This window comes from Sagittula marina (assembly GCF_014196795.1).
Lineage (GTDB): Bacteria > Pseudomonadota > Alphaproteobacteria > Rhodobacterales > Rhodobacteraceae > Sagittula > Sagittula marina.
Genome location: NZ_JACIEJ010000004.1, coordinates 1 through 15,988, shown reverse-complemented (window position 1 = coordinate 15,988; position 15,988 = coordinate 1). Strand labels below are relative to the sequence as shown.

General features: G+C 58.3%; 14 protein-coding genes and 1 tRNA gene. 6 read left to right on the top strand and 9 right to left on the bottom strand.

The window, feature by feature from the left end:
- Positions 1 to 26 precede the first annotated feature (26 nt).
- The 3 genes from GGQ68_RS08535 to GGQ68_RS08525 all read right to left on the bottom strand — a co-directional run bounded on the left by GGQ68_RS08535 (position 27) and on the right by GGQ68_RS08525 (position 1,646).
- Positions 27 to 278 carry a PepSY domain-containing protein gene (locus tag GGQ68_RS08535; protein WP_183965014.1) on the bottom strand — a complete coding sequence of 84 codons (252 nt, stop codon included), beginning with the start codon at positions 276 to 278 and terminating at the stop codon, positions 27 to 29.
- Positions 279 to 443: 165 nt separating this feature from the next.
- The gene (locus GGQ68_RS08530) at positions 444 to 911 is read right to left on the bottom strand and encodes a disulfide bond formation protein B (protein WP_183965013.1); all 468 of its coding nucleotides are present in this window, start codon (positions 909 to 911) and stop codon (positions 444 to 446) included.
- Between the two features lie 96 nt (positions 912 to 1,007).
- Positions 1,008 to 1,646: an exopolysaccharide biosynthesis protein gene (locus GGQ68_RS08525; RefSeq protein ID WP_183965012.1), complete on the bottom strand. Its 639-nt coding sequence runs from the start codon at positions 1,644 to 1,646 to the stop codon at positions 1,008 to 1,010.
- Between the two features lie 201 nt (positions 1,647 to 1,847).
- Between GGQ68_RS08525 and GGQ68_RS08520 the strand changes: the two genes are divergently transcribed.
- Positions 1,848 to 1,931: transfer RNA gene (locus GGQ68_RS08520), tRNA-Leu, on the top strand.
- 121 nt (positions 1,932 to 2,052) lie between these two features.
- On the opposite strand, the gene GGQ68_RS08515 is transcribed toward GGQ68_RS08520, so the two are convergent.
- From GGQ68_RS08515 to GGQ68_RS08505, 3 genes are read right to left on the bottom strand one after another with little or no spacing between them, the layout of a single operon-like run.
- Entirely contained in the window at positions 2,053 to 2,757 is a 705-nt protein-coding gene (locus tag GGQ68_RS08515) for a recombinase zinc beta ribbon domain-containing protein (protein ID WP_183965011.1), read from the bottom strand.
- Between the two features lie 8 nt (positions 2,758 to 2,765).
- Positions 2,766 to 3,458: a recombinase family protein gene (locus GGQ68_RS08510; RefSeq protein ID WP_183965010.1), complete on the bottom strand. Its 693-nt coding sequence runs from the start codon at positions 3,456 to 3,458 to the stop codon at positions 2,766 to 2,768.
- Entirely contained in the window at positions 3,458 to 3,736 is a 279-nt protein-coding gene (locus GGQ68_RS08505) for a hypothetical protein (RefSeq protein WP_183965009.1), read from the bottom strand. The genes GGQ68_RS08510 and GGQ68_RS08505 overlap by 1 nt, the downstream gene beginning before the upstream one ends.
- 387 nt (positions 3,737 to 4,123) lie before the next feature.
- Here GGQ68_RS08505 and GGQ68_RS24125 point away from each other — a divergent pair, with 387 nt between their 5' ends.
- The 4 genes from GGQ68_RS24125 (at position 4,124) to GGQ68_RS08490 (ending at position 11,820) form a co-directional block, all read left to right on the top strand.
- Positions 4,124 to 5,044 carry a PHP domain-containing protein gene (locus GGQ68_RS24125; protein WP_221235560.1) on the top strand — a complete coding sequence of 307 codons (921 nt, stop codon included), beginning with the start codon at positions 4,124 to 4,126 and terminating at the stop codon, positions 5,042 to 5,044.
- A 59-nt stretch (positions 5,045 to 5,103) separates the two neighbouring features.
- Positions 5,104 to 6,942 (top strand): AAA family ATPase, encoded by a 1,839-nt coding sequence (locus GGQ68_RS08500; RefSeq protein ID WP_221235559.1) that lies wholly within the window; start codon positions 5,104 to 5,106, stop codon positions 6,940 to 6,942.
- A 1,155-nt stretch (positions 6,943 to 8,097) separates the two neighbouring features.
- Positions 8,098 to 9,711, top strand: a complete 1,614-nt coding sequence (locus GGQ68_RS08495) for a thiamine pyrophosphate-binding protein (RefSeq protein WP_183965008.1) — start codon at positions 8,098 to 8,100, stop codon at positions 9,709 to 9,711.
- 720 nt (positions 9,712 to 10,431) lie between these two features.
- A complete protein-coding gene (locus tag GGQ68_RS08490) occupies positions 10,432 to 11,820 on the top strand; it encodes a fused MFS/spermidine synthase (RefSeq protein ID WP_343055896.1) in 1,389 nt (462 codons plus the stop codon).
- 252 nt (positions 11,821 to 12,072) lie between these two features.
- Here the strand turns inward: GGQ68_RS08490 and cueR are convergent, their stop codons facing one another.
- Together cueR and GGQ68_RS08480 are read right to left on the bottom strand one after the other, a co-directional pair.
- Positions 12,073 to 12,492 carry a Cu(I)-responsive transcriptional regulator gene (cueR, locus tag GGQ68_RS08485; protein WP_183965004.1) on the bottom strand — a complete coding sequence of 140 codons (420 nt, stop codon included), beginning with the start codon at positions 12,490 to 12,492 and terminating at the stop codon, positions 12,073 to 12,075.
- 10 nt (positions 12,493 to 12,502) lie between these two features.
- Positions 12,503 to 15,010 carry a heavy metal translocating P-type ATPase gene (locus GGQ68_RS08480; RefSeq protein ID WP_183965002.1) on the bottom strand — a complete coding sequence of 836 codons (2,508 nt, stop codon included), beginning with the start codon at positions 15,008 to 15,010 and terminating at the stop codon, positions 12,503 to 12,505.
- A gap of 159 nt (positions 15,011 to 15,169) precedes the next feature.
- Here GGQ68_RS08480 and GGQ68_RS08475 point away from each other — a divergent pair, with 159 nt between their 5' ends.
- The gene (locus tag GGQ68_RS08475; RefSeq protein WP_183965000.1) at positions 15,170 to 15,370 is read left to right on the top strand and encodes a heavy-metal-associated domain-containing protein; all 201 of its coding nucleotides are present in this window, start codon (positions 15,170 to 15,172) and stop codon (positions 15,368 to 15,370) included.
- A 207-nt stretch (positions 15,371 to 15,577) separates the two neighbouring features.
- Here GGQ68_RS08475 and GGQ68_RS08470 read toward each other — a convergent pair whose 3' ends face one another.
- Positions 15,578 to 15,793 (bottom strand): hypothetical protein, encoded by a 216-nt coding sequence (locus GGQ68_RS08470; RefSeq protein WP_183964998.1) that lies wholly within the window; start codon positions 15,791 to 15,793, stop codon positions 15,578 to 15,580.
- Positions 15,794 to 15,988 lie beyond the last annotated feature (195 nt).

The following is a 15,988-nucleotide window of genomic DNA, read 5'->3' as shown; positions in this document are numbered from 1 at the left end:
ACGTCGCCCCCGGCAGGCCGAGGGGATCAGTCGTCCTTGGTGTGGGTGACGTTCAGATCGGCATCAAGGAAGACCTCGTAGCGGTGGCCGTCCTTCTTGGCGTAGGCTTCGTATTCGCCATCTTCGATCTTGATCTTGCCGACCTCGTAGCCCTCTGCGGTCAGCTGTTCGGTGATGCGGGTGCGCATGGCGTCATCCAGAACGAGGTCGTCGTCGGATGCAAAGGCAGGGGCGGCAAGCAAGGCGGCGAGCGCGCCGGACAGGATAATGCGGTTCATGAGAAGCTCCATCTGTTAAGGCGACAGGCGGTGGTGCCTGTGGCTGGGGAACAGATGGCAGGGTCGGGGCGCGGCGGATATTGGGCGCAAGGGGTGTTTGCCGCGCCTTGAACTTTGGTTCAGGGGGCTAAACCGAAGATATAGGGCAGAAATTCCGCTGTGTGGTCAAGCCTTTGCGCGGATCGCAGCGATAAAGATCAGCGCGATCACCGCAGAGGCCAGAACATTCAGATTTGCCATCGACAGGCCGAACATGTCCCACGGGATCTCGTCGCAGCGAATGACCGGGGCAGACATGATCTTGTCGAACAGCTCATCGGTGGACAGGCTGCCCACATCTGTGCCGGTGCAGGAGGTCGGGCCCTCCCACCACTTGCGTTCCACGCCTGTGTGATAGGCGCCGATGGCAGAGGAAGCCGCCGCCGAGACCGCCGCCAGACCCAGCAGAACGCGGTTCGGAATGACCAGGGCCAGCGCGCCGAAGGCAATCGCGCCCCAGTGGCCATATCGCTGCCAGTAGCAAAGCTTGCAGGGTGGCATCCCGCCGATGTGTTGAAACGCGAGCGCACCGACGATCAGCGAGATCGACATGGCGGTGGCAAGGGCGGTGAGAAAGCGTCTGTTCAGGGTCATTGGGATCTCGTTTGGTCCGCGTCTTTTGGGTTGGTTGCCTTGGGGGGAAGCGCGATGCAAATCACAAACCCGTCTGTGCAATGATCGTTTGACGGTTCAGACGCCAAGCCATGACCGGATAAGGCTGACCAGCGTCGCCCCGGCAAACAGAAGCGTGCCGATCCACGCCGTGCCAAGAACCGTGCCGACAATGACAAGCAGCCCATCGCGTTGCAGCAGGCCCATGGCGACCACGACGACGGCAAATCCCGGCACGGTGTTTGTCCCCGGCAGCGGCACGAGAATCGAGGCGCTGAACAGCACCAGCGCCAGACCGACCAGCCTGTCCGCCGGGGCGCGGGTCAGTGTGCCAAGGCGGGGGCGGCTGATCGCCTCGATCCGGCGCAACCAGGGGCCGGCGCGCTTGGCCAGGTTGGCAAGCCCCTCGGAAGACACACTGCGCGCCCCAAGTTTGCCCGGCAGCCATGGCGTTTGCCGCCCGGCCAGAATTTGCGCGGAGACAAACATCAGCGGCAGGGCGACAACTTGCGGAATGCCATAAAGAAACGGGATGCAGCAGGGCAGGGCGAGGATCAGCAGGAACAGGCCAAATGCCCGCTCATGCAGCTGCGCCAGCACCCACTCCAGGGTCACGGCAGCGCTCTCGCCTTGTCCGGCCAAGGCTTGTGCGTCCAGGACGAGCATGTCGAGACGATCGGAAATCGCGGTGCCTTCGCTATGAGGTAGATCCGTCATGCAGTTCGCCTTTTTCAAGCATTGGGTCAGACCGCGGAGTTCAAGGTCCTGGCGCGATGGCGTCGCATGTCCAGCGTTGCCTCAACCGTTCTCCGCAGGGTCATTGGCCGGCAACAACCATGCAGTCGAAGGAGCGTCAAGGATATGCTCAAAACCTCTTTACGCCGCGATGCAACGCGGTTACATGGTGCGCATCAAAGGGCCCAAGTGGCGGAATGGTAGACGCAGGGGATTCAAAATCCCCCGCCGCGAGGCGTGCCGGTTCGAGTCCGGCCTTGGGTACCAGATTGCCATCCATGGTTTGGATGAGCGATAAGGCCTTGAATGGTATGGTGGTTTTTCCGGTTTGAAGACCGGAAAGCCTGCCTACCACTAAGGGTTCTGAAAACACCAACCTCAGCACTGATCACTTGGTTTGTAGCTGGCCATTTTCCCAAATTTTGTACGGGTTTGAGAGAAAAACCATAGCGTGTTCGAACATTTCCTCGTACGATTGGTCGGGAAGCGCTACAGAGGCTGCTGCCTCCTCAGCAATCGCCCGTTCTTGATGCAGCTCAGCCAAGCGCTTTTCATAGGCTGCTTGGATACGCTCATCGCTGGTTTGAACTAGGCGCTCAATCAAGCTGTCGATGTTTTTTTCGAGCCGTTTCGCTTTCGCAAGCCACTCCTTCTTCTCAGACAGGACAGTAAGCCGCCGCTCCTCCCACGCTGCCTTGAACATGTTTTCCGCAAGCTGAAACGTCTGTTGGGTGGGGACCAGCTTTTTCAGTAGGTCTCCGAAGAGCTGCTCCAGCTCCTCGCGCGGTATCGATTTGCCTTTATCAGAGCAGCCTCGGTGTTGGCAGAGGTAGTAGGGGTTTTTCTTGCCGCTACGGCCTCGCGCCCAGCACGCAGTCAAGGGATACCCACATGCCTCACAGATCAAAAAGCCACGCAATGGGAAGTCTGCGCTAATGTCTTTCCTGACAGGTGCAGTCGCGCGTCCCTTCAAACGGTCCTGAATAATCAAGAAAGTCGAGTAACTTATGAGGGGTTCATGCTGAGCTTTAGTAAGCTCAACTCCCCATTTGGGATATTCTAAATGGCCTGCATACAAAGGGTTGGTAAGCATCCGCTTAATCAGATCGTAGTGCAGCTTTCCCCGTTTGTTTTTTTCGGAAAATCTGGTTTGCTTTCGAGAAGTCGTTTAACTTCACCCGGGGATTGAAATCGTCCGTCGGCGAATCCCTGCAATGCTCCCTGTATATGTGTCGCCAACGGTTCAATGCGAACGAGCAGTTTTCCGCCTCCGGGCGCTTTGGTATAATCGTAGCCGAGGGGAGAAGAGAAAGTCCAGAACCCTAGCTTGAGTCGAGACACCGTGCGCCTGTGCGAACGTTCCGCGTTGTGAGCGCTGTCGTGCTCCGCGATAGCAGCCATGATCAGTTCCATAAATTTGCCTGACGCATCGTGGCCAAATTTAACGGTTGGGCTTTCAATCTTAGCACCAAGGGAGACAATTTTGTCCCGCAATGCTGTATGAGTAGAAACATCACGAGCAAATCGCGAGATGTCATCGACAATAACCACACACTTCTCTGTATTGTGTTTTAAGTCACCCAAAGAGTGAAGCAATGCTTGCATACCCGGTCTCTCTGCTTTCCTCCCGGAAATGACATCAGCCGCAACTTCGATTACTTCGTAGCCTTGCCTTTCCGCATAATCACGGCAGGTGCGTTCCTGACTGCCAAGACCGGAGCCTTCATTTACTTGTTTTTGCGAAGACACGCGCGTGTAAATAATGCATTTGGTTGGATTGGATTCCGGAGGCATCAGTTCTTCTCCTCTTTGGTTTTTGTGCGGTTGCGATGAAATGAACTAATAGTTTGCGAAAGTTCTATATTCTCCTTTGCAGCCTCTTGAGCTAGGTCAGTGGCCGAACGGCCGAACGCGATGTCGATGAAAGCCCCAATGATCGCGCTGATGGTTTCCCTGCAGTCGAGGTCTGATCGCGTGTCGTTATCCAGCACTTTGTCTGTGGCATTCGAGGGCCGAATGGAACGGATCCGTTTTGCGCCGGATGGGACATTGTTCGAACCGTTTTGAGGCATGTTCAAACCCTTTCGGAGAATGTGTCTGGCAGATCGAATTTGTTGATGATCAAAAGCATGAGCCAATCCGGACTGGTATGTAAAGCTTTGAATTTGCTACATTTACTTGCTTTCACTGCGGCGCATTAAAGCACATGTGGCCGATATTTTTGGGAAAGAAACCATAGGCATAGTTGCAGGCCTAAAAGGCGTCTCACTTTTAAAGCACATCTGGTCGCGTGGCCGTGCCACATTTGCTTGACAAGCGTCGCGGCGGCACAAGCCGAATCACTACGAGCGAAAGATTACACATGGACCGCTATGTGATTGCGGAAACGGCGTGGCGAACCTACTCTGCGCCTGCCACTATAGGGCGAATAGCCTCACTACGAAGAAATGGGTCATCACATGAACTATGCGTATTGGCGCAAATGCGATTTTCAGGTTCACACACCGCGCGATCCGAACTGGAAGGGGCAGAGACCCGTAGGCGAGAACGATGATCTAAACGGCAGTCCTGCGACGATGGACGACGTAAACCGGGAACGGCAGGAGTGGGCCAACGAGTTTGTAATAATGTGCAGTATTCGAGGCCTCGAAGTGATCGCCGTCACTGATCACCACGAAATGGTGATGGTACCATTTATCAAGCGGGCAATATCCGACCGAAAACTGGAAGACCCCGATTTTGATTTATGGTTCCTGCCCGGCATGGAGCTCACCTGTCACGGTGGCGTGCAGTGTTTAATCATCTTCGACGCAGATTTAAGCGACGAGTGGCTGTCGGAAGCTCAGTCTAAACTTGGAATTATCAAGCCTGCACAGAAAGAAAAAGCTAAACAAGGCCCTGCGGTCACGCAGCTTGGGCACCACTATCCTGATGTTGCCGCGGTTTTGGACAAAGTCGATGAGCTAAAGGGCAGATATATAGTTGTGCCCAATGTTTCGGATGGCGGACAACATACTGTACTTAAAAATGGGGCGCATGCTGACTTCGCTAGAATGCCTTACGTCGGTAGTTACTTGGACAATGGGCAGAACATCAATAATCTGGGTGGAAAGGCCAAAAGGCGCTTATCCGGAAAGGAAAATGATCGGGGTTCGAGGTACGTATATCCATTGCCGACTTCCGATTCTCGCACGGCAGATTTCAAGAATTTGGGCAAGAATGACTGCTGGATGAAAATGGCTAGCCCTACTGCTGAGGCGGTGAGGCAAGCCTACCTCGGGCATAGGTCGCGAATATCTCTGCACCCACCGGTCTTGACTTCAGTTTCGATCACGGCAGTTCGAGTTTCCGGATCGGATATTTTCCAAAAATTGATCTAAATATTAGTTCCGAGCTGAACTCCACTATTGGAGGATGTGGGAGTGGGAAAAGCACTCTATTGGAGTACATAGCATTCGGTCTTGGAAGAAGCTGCAATGATCTTAAGAAAGGAGATTATTCCGGGCAAGATCGTTTAGAGAGTCTGATTCAGGATACGCTCCTAAAGCCGTCTGCCTCCATCGAGTTGGACATACTTCAAGATGGGGCCAAATTCGCAATCCATCGTGGTCCGCAAAGTTCCTATAGCCCGGTTGTCACTTACCCTGATGGCAGTAAAAAACAGGTGTCTCTCAAAGACTTAAGGTCGTTGTTTCCTGGGGTTGTTTACAGTCAGGGTGAACTTTCAGAGATTGGAAAGAAGACGAAACAGAAAGCTCAACTGTCCGGTTTGCTTCAATTTGTTGATCCGCAGTACAAAATAGATGACGACAACATGGCTCGTCAGGTCGAGGCAGGAAAGCGAGAGGTTCGAGTTGCGCTTCAGGACCTTTCGGCAGCTTGGGAAGCAGAGGCCGAGCTGCACAAGCTATCAATGCAAAAGGGTTCTTTGACGCAACGTATTCAGGCCCTTGGGGAAAATCTGCCTGAACTACCAGAGGAAGATCGACAAAAAATTGTGCGTTTTGATGCTCTTGTTGTTCAGGATGGCTTGCGGGGCACATGTGAAAAGCATGCTCAATCTGCTTTGGATGCATTGGTTGATCTAAAAAGGAAAGTCGAAGCTTCTCCCACGTTTATTCAGTCCACTGAGGAGGCTCAGGGGTTCAATAACGCATACGCAGACTTCTCCAAGATACTGGTCGATGGCGTCAATGCTCTGGTAGAAGAGCTGACCGAGAGTTCAGAAAAGGTTTCGCTTTCCGGAATGGAATTGTCGCAGAGCTTAGAGGCCGCGCGGACGGAACGTAATCTGGTTATGGAAAAGCTAACTGAGCACAAGGCTGCCACAGATCAGATCGTCAGATTGAAAGAGGAGTTGCGCGAGCTTGATGCCAAAATCGAGGAACTGAAAGTTGACATGCCTTCTACCGAAGCAGGCACCAAAAAACTTGAGGAATGTCTCAACGACCTCAAGGCGAAGGTCACGCAGAGGGCTGCCAAGACTAAAACCTGGGCGGATATGATCGAGGAGCTTTCTGACAACCGGGTTGAGGCAGAAGTGGAACTTGAAGGTGATCTATCCGAGATAACTGAGGCTGCAGACAGCTTAATGGCAAGAACCGGTTCGCAAACTGCGACTCGCTACCAAAAGCTAACGGATGCAATCGCGGCGAAGGGCGTATGGGACGTACTAGAGGCAATTTTGGATGATTGTCTTAATGCACTTCGTTGGCGCCAAATGTCTTCTTCTACGTCTGCGACAGGAGGAGGACCGGACTGCGTCAATCTGTCGGACACGCTTGGGGTCACAGACAAGGCGCTTTCTAGCTTTCTGACTTTGCTTGATCTGCAGCGAGTTGAGGTGATGGCCACGGCGGTTCCAGCTCCGGCCATTTCCCTGTTTTACTGTGATGAAGATCGGCCGATTTCGTTCGACAAGGCCTCGGAAGGGCAGCGTGCGGCGGCTCTACTATTCATGCTATTGGAGCAACCAGGCGGTCCATTGCTGATTGATCAACCCGAGGGTGATCTCGACAACAAGATCGTTTCGGTCCTCGCGGACAAACTTCATACTGCCAAGCAAAGGAGACAAATCTTCTTCGCAAGCCATAACGCAAACATCGTTGTAAATGGTTCGTCGGAGCTAGTCGTCGGCATGGATGTTGCTCCGGAAGCAATGCGAACCGTAGGTTGCAGCGGTGCAATTGATAGTACCGACATCTGTTTCAAGATTACCGAAACGATGGAGGGCGGGAAGAAGGCCTTTGGTGACCGCAAAGACAAGTACGGCTATTGATCCATCCTCGGTTTTCTGGTCGACGCATCATTCCGCGCCGACCAGAAGAAACGGACTCAGTTGCACTTGGGCGAAGTTTGATCCCGTTCAGGCCTACTCTTCGTCATCCTTGCGCACTGCGAAATATCGGTCGGGAAGGGTCGCAAGTATGGCCTGCCATCGCTGGAGTTCATCGAAAAGAGGGTTCGAACTTTGTCGTTTTAGGCGTACCACTTGATCTTGAACGATAAAACCCGGTTTGGCGATGTGCCTGCCGGGGTTTCTCCGTTTTGTATCTTTTTGTTCTGGTCTGTTTCCGCCGTTTTCGGGCGCGCCTCTCAATGCACCGCCATGTGTCCGAACTCGTTTTTACGGAGGAGGCGCCGCGGGAAACCATGTCGTTGAGCTGGGCGAACGAGTGAGTCCCAAACTGCCAGCTCCTGCACGACGGTTTGGCCCGGTTATCAATAAGCGCTTAAATGGTTCGGTTCTGGTTCAATGACCGGTGGTGGCCCATGCTCGCATGTGTAAGAGGGTTGCTGGGCGTGCCTAGGCTCGCGCCGCATGAGGGACGCCCGCGGGTATTCTCGAACGCTGCCAATGGCGTAAGGTCCATTTGGCCATGGAATCGGCCCCATTGGGCCTTCGCGCCAGCGATCATTCCGATCCGCAAGAACGCGCTGTCTTGAGCCGAAAACAGTCCGGCAGCAATTGTCACAAACGAAACTCTCCGCATCGCGCGCCGCTATGGCCGGGGGGGGCGGAAATGCTGCGCTGGATATCACATCAAAGGTCGGATCGAGGAAAAGATGTGGTGCGCCAACGCCTTTTGAAACCGCCTTTTCGAGCCAAGAGACACCGGCCGCCAAAATTACGATCCATGTCTTACTGAGAGACCCAATCACCCCCTCGACACCGAAGAGATCGTACACATCGCCCCAAGTTCAATAGGGGAGTGGACAGCACGTCCCAGGCGGGCGGTCTGCAACAACGCGCTTTTCAATCTGCGCTTCGCTCGTTTCAGATTGTGTGCGTGATCTACGCGCTAATTTGGTTGATCGTGCGTGATGTTCCGAAAATCTCTCTTCAAATGCCATACCTCTGCGCACTTCTCGCGCCATTGGTGCGATAGAACTGCGGCAGATCCTTCCCACACGAAATTGATGAGCACTCAGCATGTACGTCTACCAATCCATTGCCCAATCCCTCGCCGATCACGGCCTCGACACAATGTTCGGGCTGATGGGGGATGCCAACCTCTTCATCGTTGACCATTTCGTGCGCGACGGTGGCGCGACCTTCGTTCCGGTGGCCTACGAGGGCAGCGCGGTCCTGATGGCGCTGGCCCATGGCCGCGTTGCTGGCAAAGTCGGCCTTGCCACGGTCACCCATGGCCCGGCTTTGACAAACTGCGTCACCGCCCTGACCGAGGCAACGCGCGCCCATGTTCCCTTGGTTCTGCTGGCGGGAGACACTGCCGTTTCCAACCCGCACAACCTGCAAAACATTGACCAGCGCGAAACGGTCAAAGTCACGGGCGCCGGGTTCGAACAGATGCGTTCGCCCGAAACCGCTTCTTATGATGTGGCCCACGCCATCTACCGGGCACAGGTGGAAAAGCGCCCCATCGTTCTGAACATGCCGGTCGATTTCATGTGGCAGGAGATCGAGCACACGAAACACGTCTTTCAGGCGTTCAATGCGCCGTCCTACGTTCCAGCCGGCGATGACTTGGACGAAGCCATCGGCATGATCGCCAGCGCAAAGCGCCCGATCATTCTGGCGGGCATCGGTGCAAAGGACGCGGTCCCACAGATCAAGGCTCTGGCCGACCGTCTGGAGGCCCCGCTGGCCACCACGCTAAAGGCCAAGGGCATGTTCAACGGCCATCCCCACAACATCGACATCTTCGGCACCTTGTCGACGCCCGCCGCCTATGACGCGATAGGCAAGGCCGATTGCATCGTTGCGTTCGGGACATCCCTGCACCAATTCACCACCGACAAGGGCGCGTTGATGAAGGGCAAGCGTGTTGTGCAGATCAACAACACCGTGACAGAGGTCGCCAAGAATTATCACCCCGATGCATCGCTTATCGCAGATGCCGGTCTGACCGCCGACAATATCGTCTGGTGGCTGGACGAAGCGGAGATCCCCGGCAGCGGCTTTTCCACCGAACTCGACATTGACGCGCTGACCGCCCATCCCAAAGGCGACCCGGACAAGACCACGCGGGGGTTCGTGAATTTCGAATACGCTTTGGACAGACTGGAAGCCGCGTTGCCAAAAGACCGCTTCCTCACCACCGATGGCGGGCGCTTCATGACAGAGGTCTGGTGCCGGATTTCCTGCCCCAACGCAGAAAGCTTTATAGCCACCACGAACTTTGGCTCCATTGGCCTGGGGATGCAGGTCGCAATCGGCGCGGGCTATGCGGTGCCGAACCGCCCGGTCGTGCTCTTTACCGGCGACGGTGGTTTCATGATGGGGGGCATCAATGAATTCAACACCGCTGTCCGGATGAAGCAGGACCTGATCGTCATAGTGGCCAATGACTCCGCCTACGGTGCCGAGCATATCCAGTTTCTCGACCGCAAGATGGACCCGGGCCTGTCCATGTTTGACTGGCCCTCCTTCGCTCAGGTGGGGACCGCACTTGGCGGTCACGGCATTGTGGTGGAATCCAACGAAGATCTGGAGGATGCGATCAAGGCGATCGAAACCCGGGACAAGCCGCTGCTGATCGAGCTTCGACTGGACCCGAATGACGTGCCACGCATGCGGATGTAAGACGCGACCTGCATTGGGATCAGGGGCTGGCCGGTTGCATACTTCTGCGACTTGCGCTTCGAAGGCGACTGGTTTTGCCGCTGAATCCCGGAAGGGCAGGCACCGTTCGGCGTGCATGTGCGTCGTCCCGGTCCCAACACCGCCTCGTTTACTGCCGCTTCATCGCGGCATGTGCCGGTTCCTTTCATCAACCTGCCGAGAGGGCGCCTTTCGGCAGATTGCATCGTTAATCTATGACCTGTTGCAGTCAGCTCGCCCGAGCAAGGGACATCGGACACGGTCATCTCAAGATCAATTTTTAGGCGGCGCTTTTGCTCGGTCATGTCCTTCATCTATGCGATGAAAGGCGCGTGAGGGCAGCAGGCCGGTCGGGTGTCGCGCGGGCATTATTGTTCAAGGCCTTCAGTATAGCGGTCATATCGCTGGCCGCGTGAACAGTCAGAAGGGCGTTGGGTCGGGGCGTCCGTAGCGGTCATTTTGCGGTGCGGTCACAGGGTCTACAGACCTCGCTATGACCTCGCGACGGTTTTGGGCTCGAACGACCGGCCACCTGATGCGACGTCATGCTGAAGGACAATTGCGAAAGGGCAGGATTTTTCCGGTGAGCCCGCTACGTCTGAAAGTCACTCACGCCGGGTCCGGCGACCCCCATATGCAAACCGCAAGGAGAGTCCCATCCGCTTTTCCGTCACCATCTTCCTGATCCTCGTGCTGTCCGCCGTGGGGCTGACATATGAGATCGCCGCAGGCCGCGTGCTGGCGCCGTTTTTCGGCACGTCCTTGCTGACCTGGACGACCGTCATCGCGACGGTGCTGGGAGGGTTCTCCTTGGGGAGCGCCGTCGGCGGGGTTATTGCGGAGCAGCCCCGGAAGGAGGCTTTGAGCAATGTCCGCAGCGCGTTGATTGCAACGGCGGTTCTGATGGCCGTATCGCCCACATTGCTTGGCCTGTTATATGCTTGGGGCGCGCGCGGCACGGATGGCATGATGATCAGCGTGTTTCTTGTCTTCTTCCCCGCGTCGGTCTGCGTGACGCTGCCGTCGCCGCTGCTTGCCAAACTGGCGATGGAGGCGCGTCCGGGGCGGGAGGGGTCTTCGCTAGGCTTCGTGATGGCCGCAGGGTCGGTCGGGGCGATCTTTGGCGCTATCCTTGCCGGTTTCGTCACCTTGCCGCTGATTGGATCAACAGCGACTTTTGCGGCTTGCGGGGTGGTTGCGCTGCTTTGCCTGGCCCTGGTGCGCGGCGGCGAACCGGGCAGCCCGGGCGTGATCGTCGCTGCGGCGGGCTTCGTCGCCTTTGCCGGTCTTGCGGGAACACCGGCCTGCCAATACGAATCCGGCCTGTCCTGCCTGCGTGTCGCGCAGCGCGGCTCCGAGGTGCGCCTTATTTCGGACGGCACGATACAGGCCGCCGAGAGGATTACGCGTGATGACGCCGAGGTGGAGTTGGCGCTGAGCTACACGGATTGGATTTGGGGCCGGATGGATCGCGATCTCGGGCCGGACCCTTCGGTGCTGTTCATCGGGGGCGGCGGATATTCGTTGCCGACCAAGCTCCTTGCCTCGCGGCCAGACGCGCAGGCAATTGCCGTCGAGATTGATCCACTGGTGACGGATGTGGTGCGCCAAAACATGCCACTTGCATCGAAGATGATCGCTCAGACCGGGTATGATGCGGCGGAGCCCCGCGCCGGTGGACGGCTGGGGATCGTCCATGCCGATGGGCGCGTGTACCTGAACGAGACGCAACAGCGCTTCGACGCCGCGGTGATGGATGCGTTTTCTTCCAGCTCCGTCCCGGCCCATCTTGCCACGCGCGAAACGTTTGCCCGCCTGCAGGAGATCGTTGATGGCCCGGTCTACGTGAACCTGCTGGATGCACCAGACGGCCCCCTCGTGCGCGGGGTTCACGCCATCCTGCGGGAATTGTATCCTCATGTGGACGCCGTTGCAGGGGATTTGAACGCCTTGGGCCGGACCAACGTCCTCCTTGCGGCCTCGCACCGACCGTTTGAGCCTCTTGAAACAACGTCGGAAACCTACGGCCCTGTCAGGATCTCTGACGCGCGCGCCTTCAGCGACGACCGAGGCTGGGTCGGGCAAAGGTAGAGCCGGTCGGATTCTTGAGGTCTTTCGGGCATTTGCATCGGAAACATTTCGCACCTGAGCGCTGAAGGAGAACCCTGAAAATACCGCGCATAATCAGGTATGGCGCAAACGAGGTTTCCAGAGAGGGTATATCAGAACTGCGCTCTGCTTTTGGGAGGCGGCTTCAAAGCCGTTGAGGTTTCAAAACGTGCCAAGGTTGTGCGGGCGCGATGTGTCGTACCACGCACAAATGATTATCTTCCGCCAAATGCCTCATGACTGCTTTTCAGCGGACCGCGCCTCGGGACTGGTCTGGGCCAGATCTTCAAGAATAGGGCAGTCGGGGCGGTTGTCGCCCGCACAGGCGTGGACCAACGTGTTCAGCGTGGATCGCATCGATTGAAGCTGGGCGATCTTGTCCTCGATCTGCCGCAGGTGCTCCATGGCGATGTGTTTGACCTGAGCGCTTTCGCGGCCCTCATCCTCATAGAGCGCCACAAGCGTGCGGCAGTCCTCGATGGTGAACCCCAGAGCACGGGCCCGGCCGAGAAAGGCCAGCTTGTGCAGGTCCTGTTCACGAAAGCTGCGATACCCGTTCTCGCTGCGTTGCGGGCGGATCAATCCGATATCTTCATAGTAGCGTATGGTCTTGGCAGGCAGGCCCGAACGGCGGGCGACGTCACCGATGTTCATTTTCATCTCCTTATTCCGCCGGGGCGGCTGTGACGCGGGACGGGGTGGCCACGGTGGCCCTGCCTTCATCCATCGCGGGGGCCACGCGGCGCAGGCGCAGCGCATTGGTCAGCACAAAGACAGAGGACAGCGCCATCGCCCCCGCCGCCAGCATCGGCGACAGCAGCACGCCAAAGGCCGGATAAAGGGCTCCCGCCGCCACCGGGATCAGCGCCGTGTTGTAGCCAAACGCCCAGAACAGGTTCTGTCGAATGTTGCGCATGGTGCGGCGCGAAACTTCGAACGCATTGACCACGCCGCGCAGGTCGCCAGACATCAGCACCACGTCAGCGGATTCAATGGCCACATCGGTGCCGGTGCCGATGGCAATGCCAACATCCGCATGGGCCAGCGCCGGTGCGTCGTTGATGCCGTCACCCACAAAGGCGATGCGACGCCCTTGTCGCAGCTCGTCCAGCGCGGCGACCTTGCCGTCGGGCAGCACGCCTGCGATGATCTGGTCGATGCCGGTTTCCCGGGCGATGGCGTCGGCTGTTTCGCGTTTGTCGCCTGTGATCATGACGACGGTCAGGCCTTTTTCATGCAGGGCAGCCACCGCCGCGCGGCTGGCGGGTTTGACAGGATCGGCGACGCCGATCACGGCGGCAAGATGCCCGTCGATGGCAGCGTAGAGCGCGGTGCGTCCGCGTGTCGCCAGATCGGTCTCGCGCGCGGCCAGCGCAGTCGTGTCAATGCCCTCGCGCGCCATGAAGCGATCAGCTCCAACCAGAACCTGCGCGCCGTCCACCGTGGCGCGCACGCCGTAGCCAGTGATCGAGGTGAAATCGTCAGCCTCGGCGCGCGGTGCCCCCTCGGCGCGGGCCGCGCGGGTGATGGCCTCGGCGATGGGATGCTCGGAACGGTCCTCGACTGCGGCGATTTTCGACAGTACGTCGGCGCGCTCAAATCCATCCGCCAGCACAAGGTCGGTCAGCTCCGGGCGGCCCTCGGTCACGGTGCCGGTCTTGTCCAGCGCCACGACCTCGACGCGATCGAGCTGCTGCAGCGCATCGCCCTTGCGGAACAACACGCCCATCTCGGCGGCGCGGCCGGTTCCGACCATGATCGAGGTCGGCGTTGCCAGACCCATGGCGCACGGGCAGGCGATGATCAGCACGGAGACACCCGCAACCAACGCCAGCGTCAGCGCGGGAGACGGTCCGAAAATCAGCCAGATCAGCACGGTCAGCGTGGCGGCGGACATGACGGCGGGAACGAACCACAGGGTGATCTTGTCGACCAGACCCTGAATGGGCAGCTTGGCGCCCTGAGCCTCTTCGACCATGCGGATGATCTGGGAGAGCGTCGTCTCGCGGCCGACCCGCGTGGCCCGGAAGTGCAGGCTGCCAGCGCCGTTCACGGTGCCGCCGGTGACGGTGTCGCCGGGCGCTTTCTCTGCCGGAACAGGTTCCCCTGTCAGCATGCTTTCGTCGACATGGCTGGTGCCTTCGACCACCTCTCCGTCAGCGGCGATGCGCTCGCCGGGGCGGACGACGATGATGTCACCTTGTGCCAGATCGTCGACCGAGACCTCGACGCTGTCGCCATCGCGCAGCACGCGGGCGGTCCGCCCTTGGAGGCCCAGCAGGCTCTGGATCGCGGCGCCCGTGCGTCCCTTGGCCCGCGCCTCCAGAAAGCGGCCCAGCAAGATCAGCACAACGATCACCGCCGCGGCCTCGAAATAGACGGCGCGGACGGCATCGGGCAAAAGCGCGGGCAAGAAGGTCGCGACGACCGAATACAGGTAGGCGGCACCGGTTCCGACAGCGACGAGGCTGTTCATGTCGGGGGCCCCCTTGAGCAGCGCGGGGAGGCCCTTGGCATAAAACACGCGCCCCGGACCGATCAGCACAAGGGTGGTCAGGATGAATTGCAAGGTCCAGCTGGTCTGCTGGCCGATGGTCGCGGTGATCCAGTGATGGAAGGCCGGGACGACATGCCCGCCCATCTCTACGAGGAACACCGGCAGGGTCAGCGCGGCGGCATAGCCCATGCGCCGGGACAGGCTGCGCGCCTCTTCGGCCTTGCGGGCGGTGCGGTCCTCTCCCCCGGCGGCCTGAACCACCGTCGCAGGATAGCCGATTTGTGTGCTGGCGGCGATCAGGTCGGCGGGCGTCACCGCGCCATCGACATAGCGCACCGTTGCGGTTTCCGACGCAAGGTTGACGTTGACCTCCAGCACCCCCGGTATCGCCGCCAGCGCCTTGTCGGCGCGGCCGACGCAGGACGCGCAGGACATGCTTGCGATGCTGAGCGTGACGTCCGCCGCGCGTGCCGGGTATCCCAGCTTGTCCAGCGCCGCGATGGCGTCGGCGATACGGTCAGGGCTGTCCACAACCATCCGGGCAGTTTCAGAGGCAAGATTGACCGACACGTCATGAACACCCTCCATCGCGGACAAACCACGGTCGACGCGGCCGACGCAGGACGCGCAAGACATGCCTTCGATGGACAGGGTGACAGGGGTTCGCTTCGGCATGACAGCCTCCGTTAATCTTTGCGGCTGACCTTCATATGGGGCTTCCAGTCACTGGAGGGTCAAGTGCAGAGTGAAATTTCTTTGACGCACCGCTGGTCTTGACCTTCCCCTTGGTGGAAGCCCCATCTCCCCTGTGTTCTCAAACCAATGAGGTTCGACATGGAATTCAAGGTTCCCGACATGAGCTGCGGTCACTGCACCGCCGCCATCGAAAAATCCGTCAAAGCTGCCGATCCCGCGGCCTCGGTCGCCTGCGATCTGACCGACAGACGGGTCAAGATCGACAGCGCCCTGTCGTCAGAGCAGCTGATGGTGGCGATCAAGGATGCAGGCTACGAGGCCACCCCGGTCGCCGCCTGACGTTCAGTCGCAAGGGCCCGGTGGATTGGTGGTGTGATGAAACGATCCGGTTCTGACGTGCAATTTTTGCCGATATTGTTTCAGGAACTGCGACCTCTGGGGCTCTTTCGCTTTCGGGCGAAATCGTAAGCGACAAGGGGCTGTCACTTGTCAGGGCCGTTGATAGGCAAGACGCTTTGGACCAATGCAAAGCTCGGTTCAGTCGTTTCATTCCTTCATGCGGCGCGCGGTCGAGGGCGCAAAGGTCGCGTTTGGAGGGGCTTTTGTTCGATCCGTTCCTGTCGCCGTTGACCGGCTTTGCCGCGTCCGGATCCAACCTGCAGCCTCTCGTTTGGACTGAGGGATCGGCAGGGGCAGGGCCGCGTCGAATACATCCACGCCGATCCCGTCGCTTGGGAGGAGGGCCAGTTCATGGGTTTTCATGTGTCTGCTCCGTCAGGGTCAGAAGTCGGACACCTGGCCCCACTGGCTGCGCCCGAAGCGCGCCAAGCGGTACTGTGCCGTCTGGGTAAGGGGGGCGCGTCCAAGGACCATGTCCGCCACCAGGTGCCCCACGCCCGGCCCGATGCCAAAGCCATGCCCGGACAGACCCGCCGCAAGAACAAGACCCGGGATGCC

Coding starts and splice junctions, on each gene's coding strand:
- GGQ68_RS08535 (WP_183965014.1), bottom strand. CDS start 278: ATGAACCGCATTATCCTGTCCGGCGCGCTCGCCGCCTTGCTTGCCGCC.
- GGQ68_RS08530 (WP_183965013.1), bottom strand. CDS start 911: ATGACCCTGAACAGACGCTTTCTCACCGCCCTTGCCACCGCCATGTCG.
- GGQ68_RS08525 (WP_183965012.1), bottom strand. CDS start 1,646: ATGACGGATCTACCTCATAGCGAAGGCACCGCGATTTCCGATCGTCTC.
- GGQ68_RS08515 (WP_183965011.1), bottom strand. CDS start 2,757: ATGCTTACCAACCCTTTGTATGCAGGCCATTTAGAATATCCCAAATGG.
- GGQ68_RS08510 (WP_183965010.1), bottom strand. CDS start 3,458: ATGCCTCCGGAATCCAATCCAACCAAATGCATTATTTACACGCGCGTG.
- GGQ68_RS08505 (WP_183965009.1), bottom strand. CDS start 3,736: ATGCCTCAAAACGGTTCGAACAATGTCCCATCCGGCGCAAAACGGATC.
- GGQ68_RS24125 (WP_221235560.1), top strand. CDS start 4,124: ATGAACTATGCGTATTGGCGCAAATGCGATTTTCAGGTTCACACACCG.
- GGQ68_RS08495 (WP_183965008.1), top strand. CDS start 8,098: ATGTACGTCTACCAATCCATTGCCCAATCCCTCGCCGATCACGGCCTC.
- cueR (WP_183965004.1), bottom strand. CDS start 12,492: ATGAACATCGGTGACGTCGCCCGCCGTTCGGGCCTGCCTGCCAAGACC.
- GGQ68_RS08480 (WP_183965002.1), bottom strand. CDS start 15,010: ATGCCGAAGCGAACCCCTGTCACCCTGTCCATCGAAGGCATGTCTTGC.
- GGQ68_RS08475 (WP_183965000.1), top strand. CDS start 15,170: ATGGAATTCAAGGTTCCCGACATGAGCTGCGGTCACTGCACCGCCGCC.
- GGQ68_RS08470 (WP_183964998.1), bottom strand. CDS start 15,793: ATGAAAACCCATGAACTGGCCCTCCTCCCAAGCGACGGGATCGGCGTG.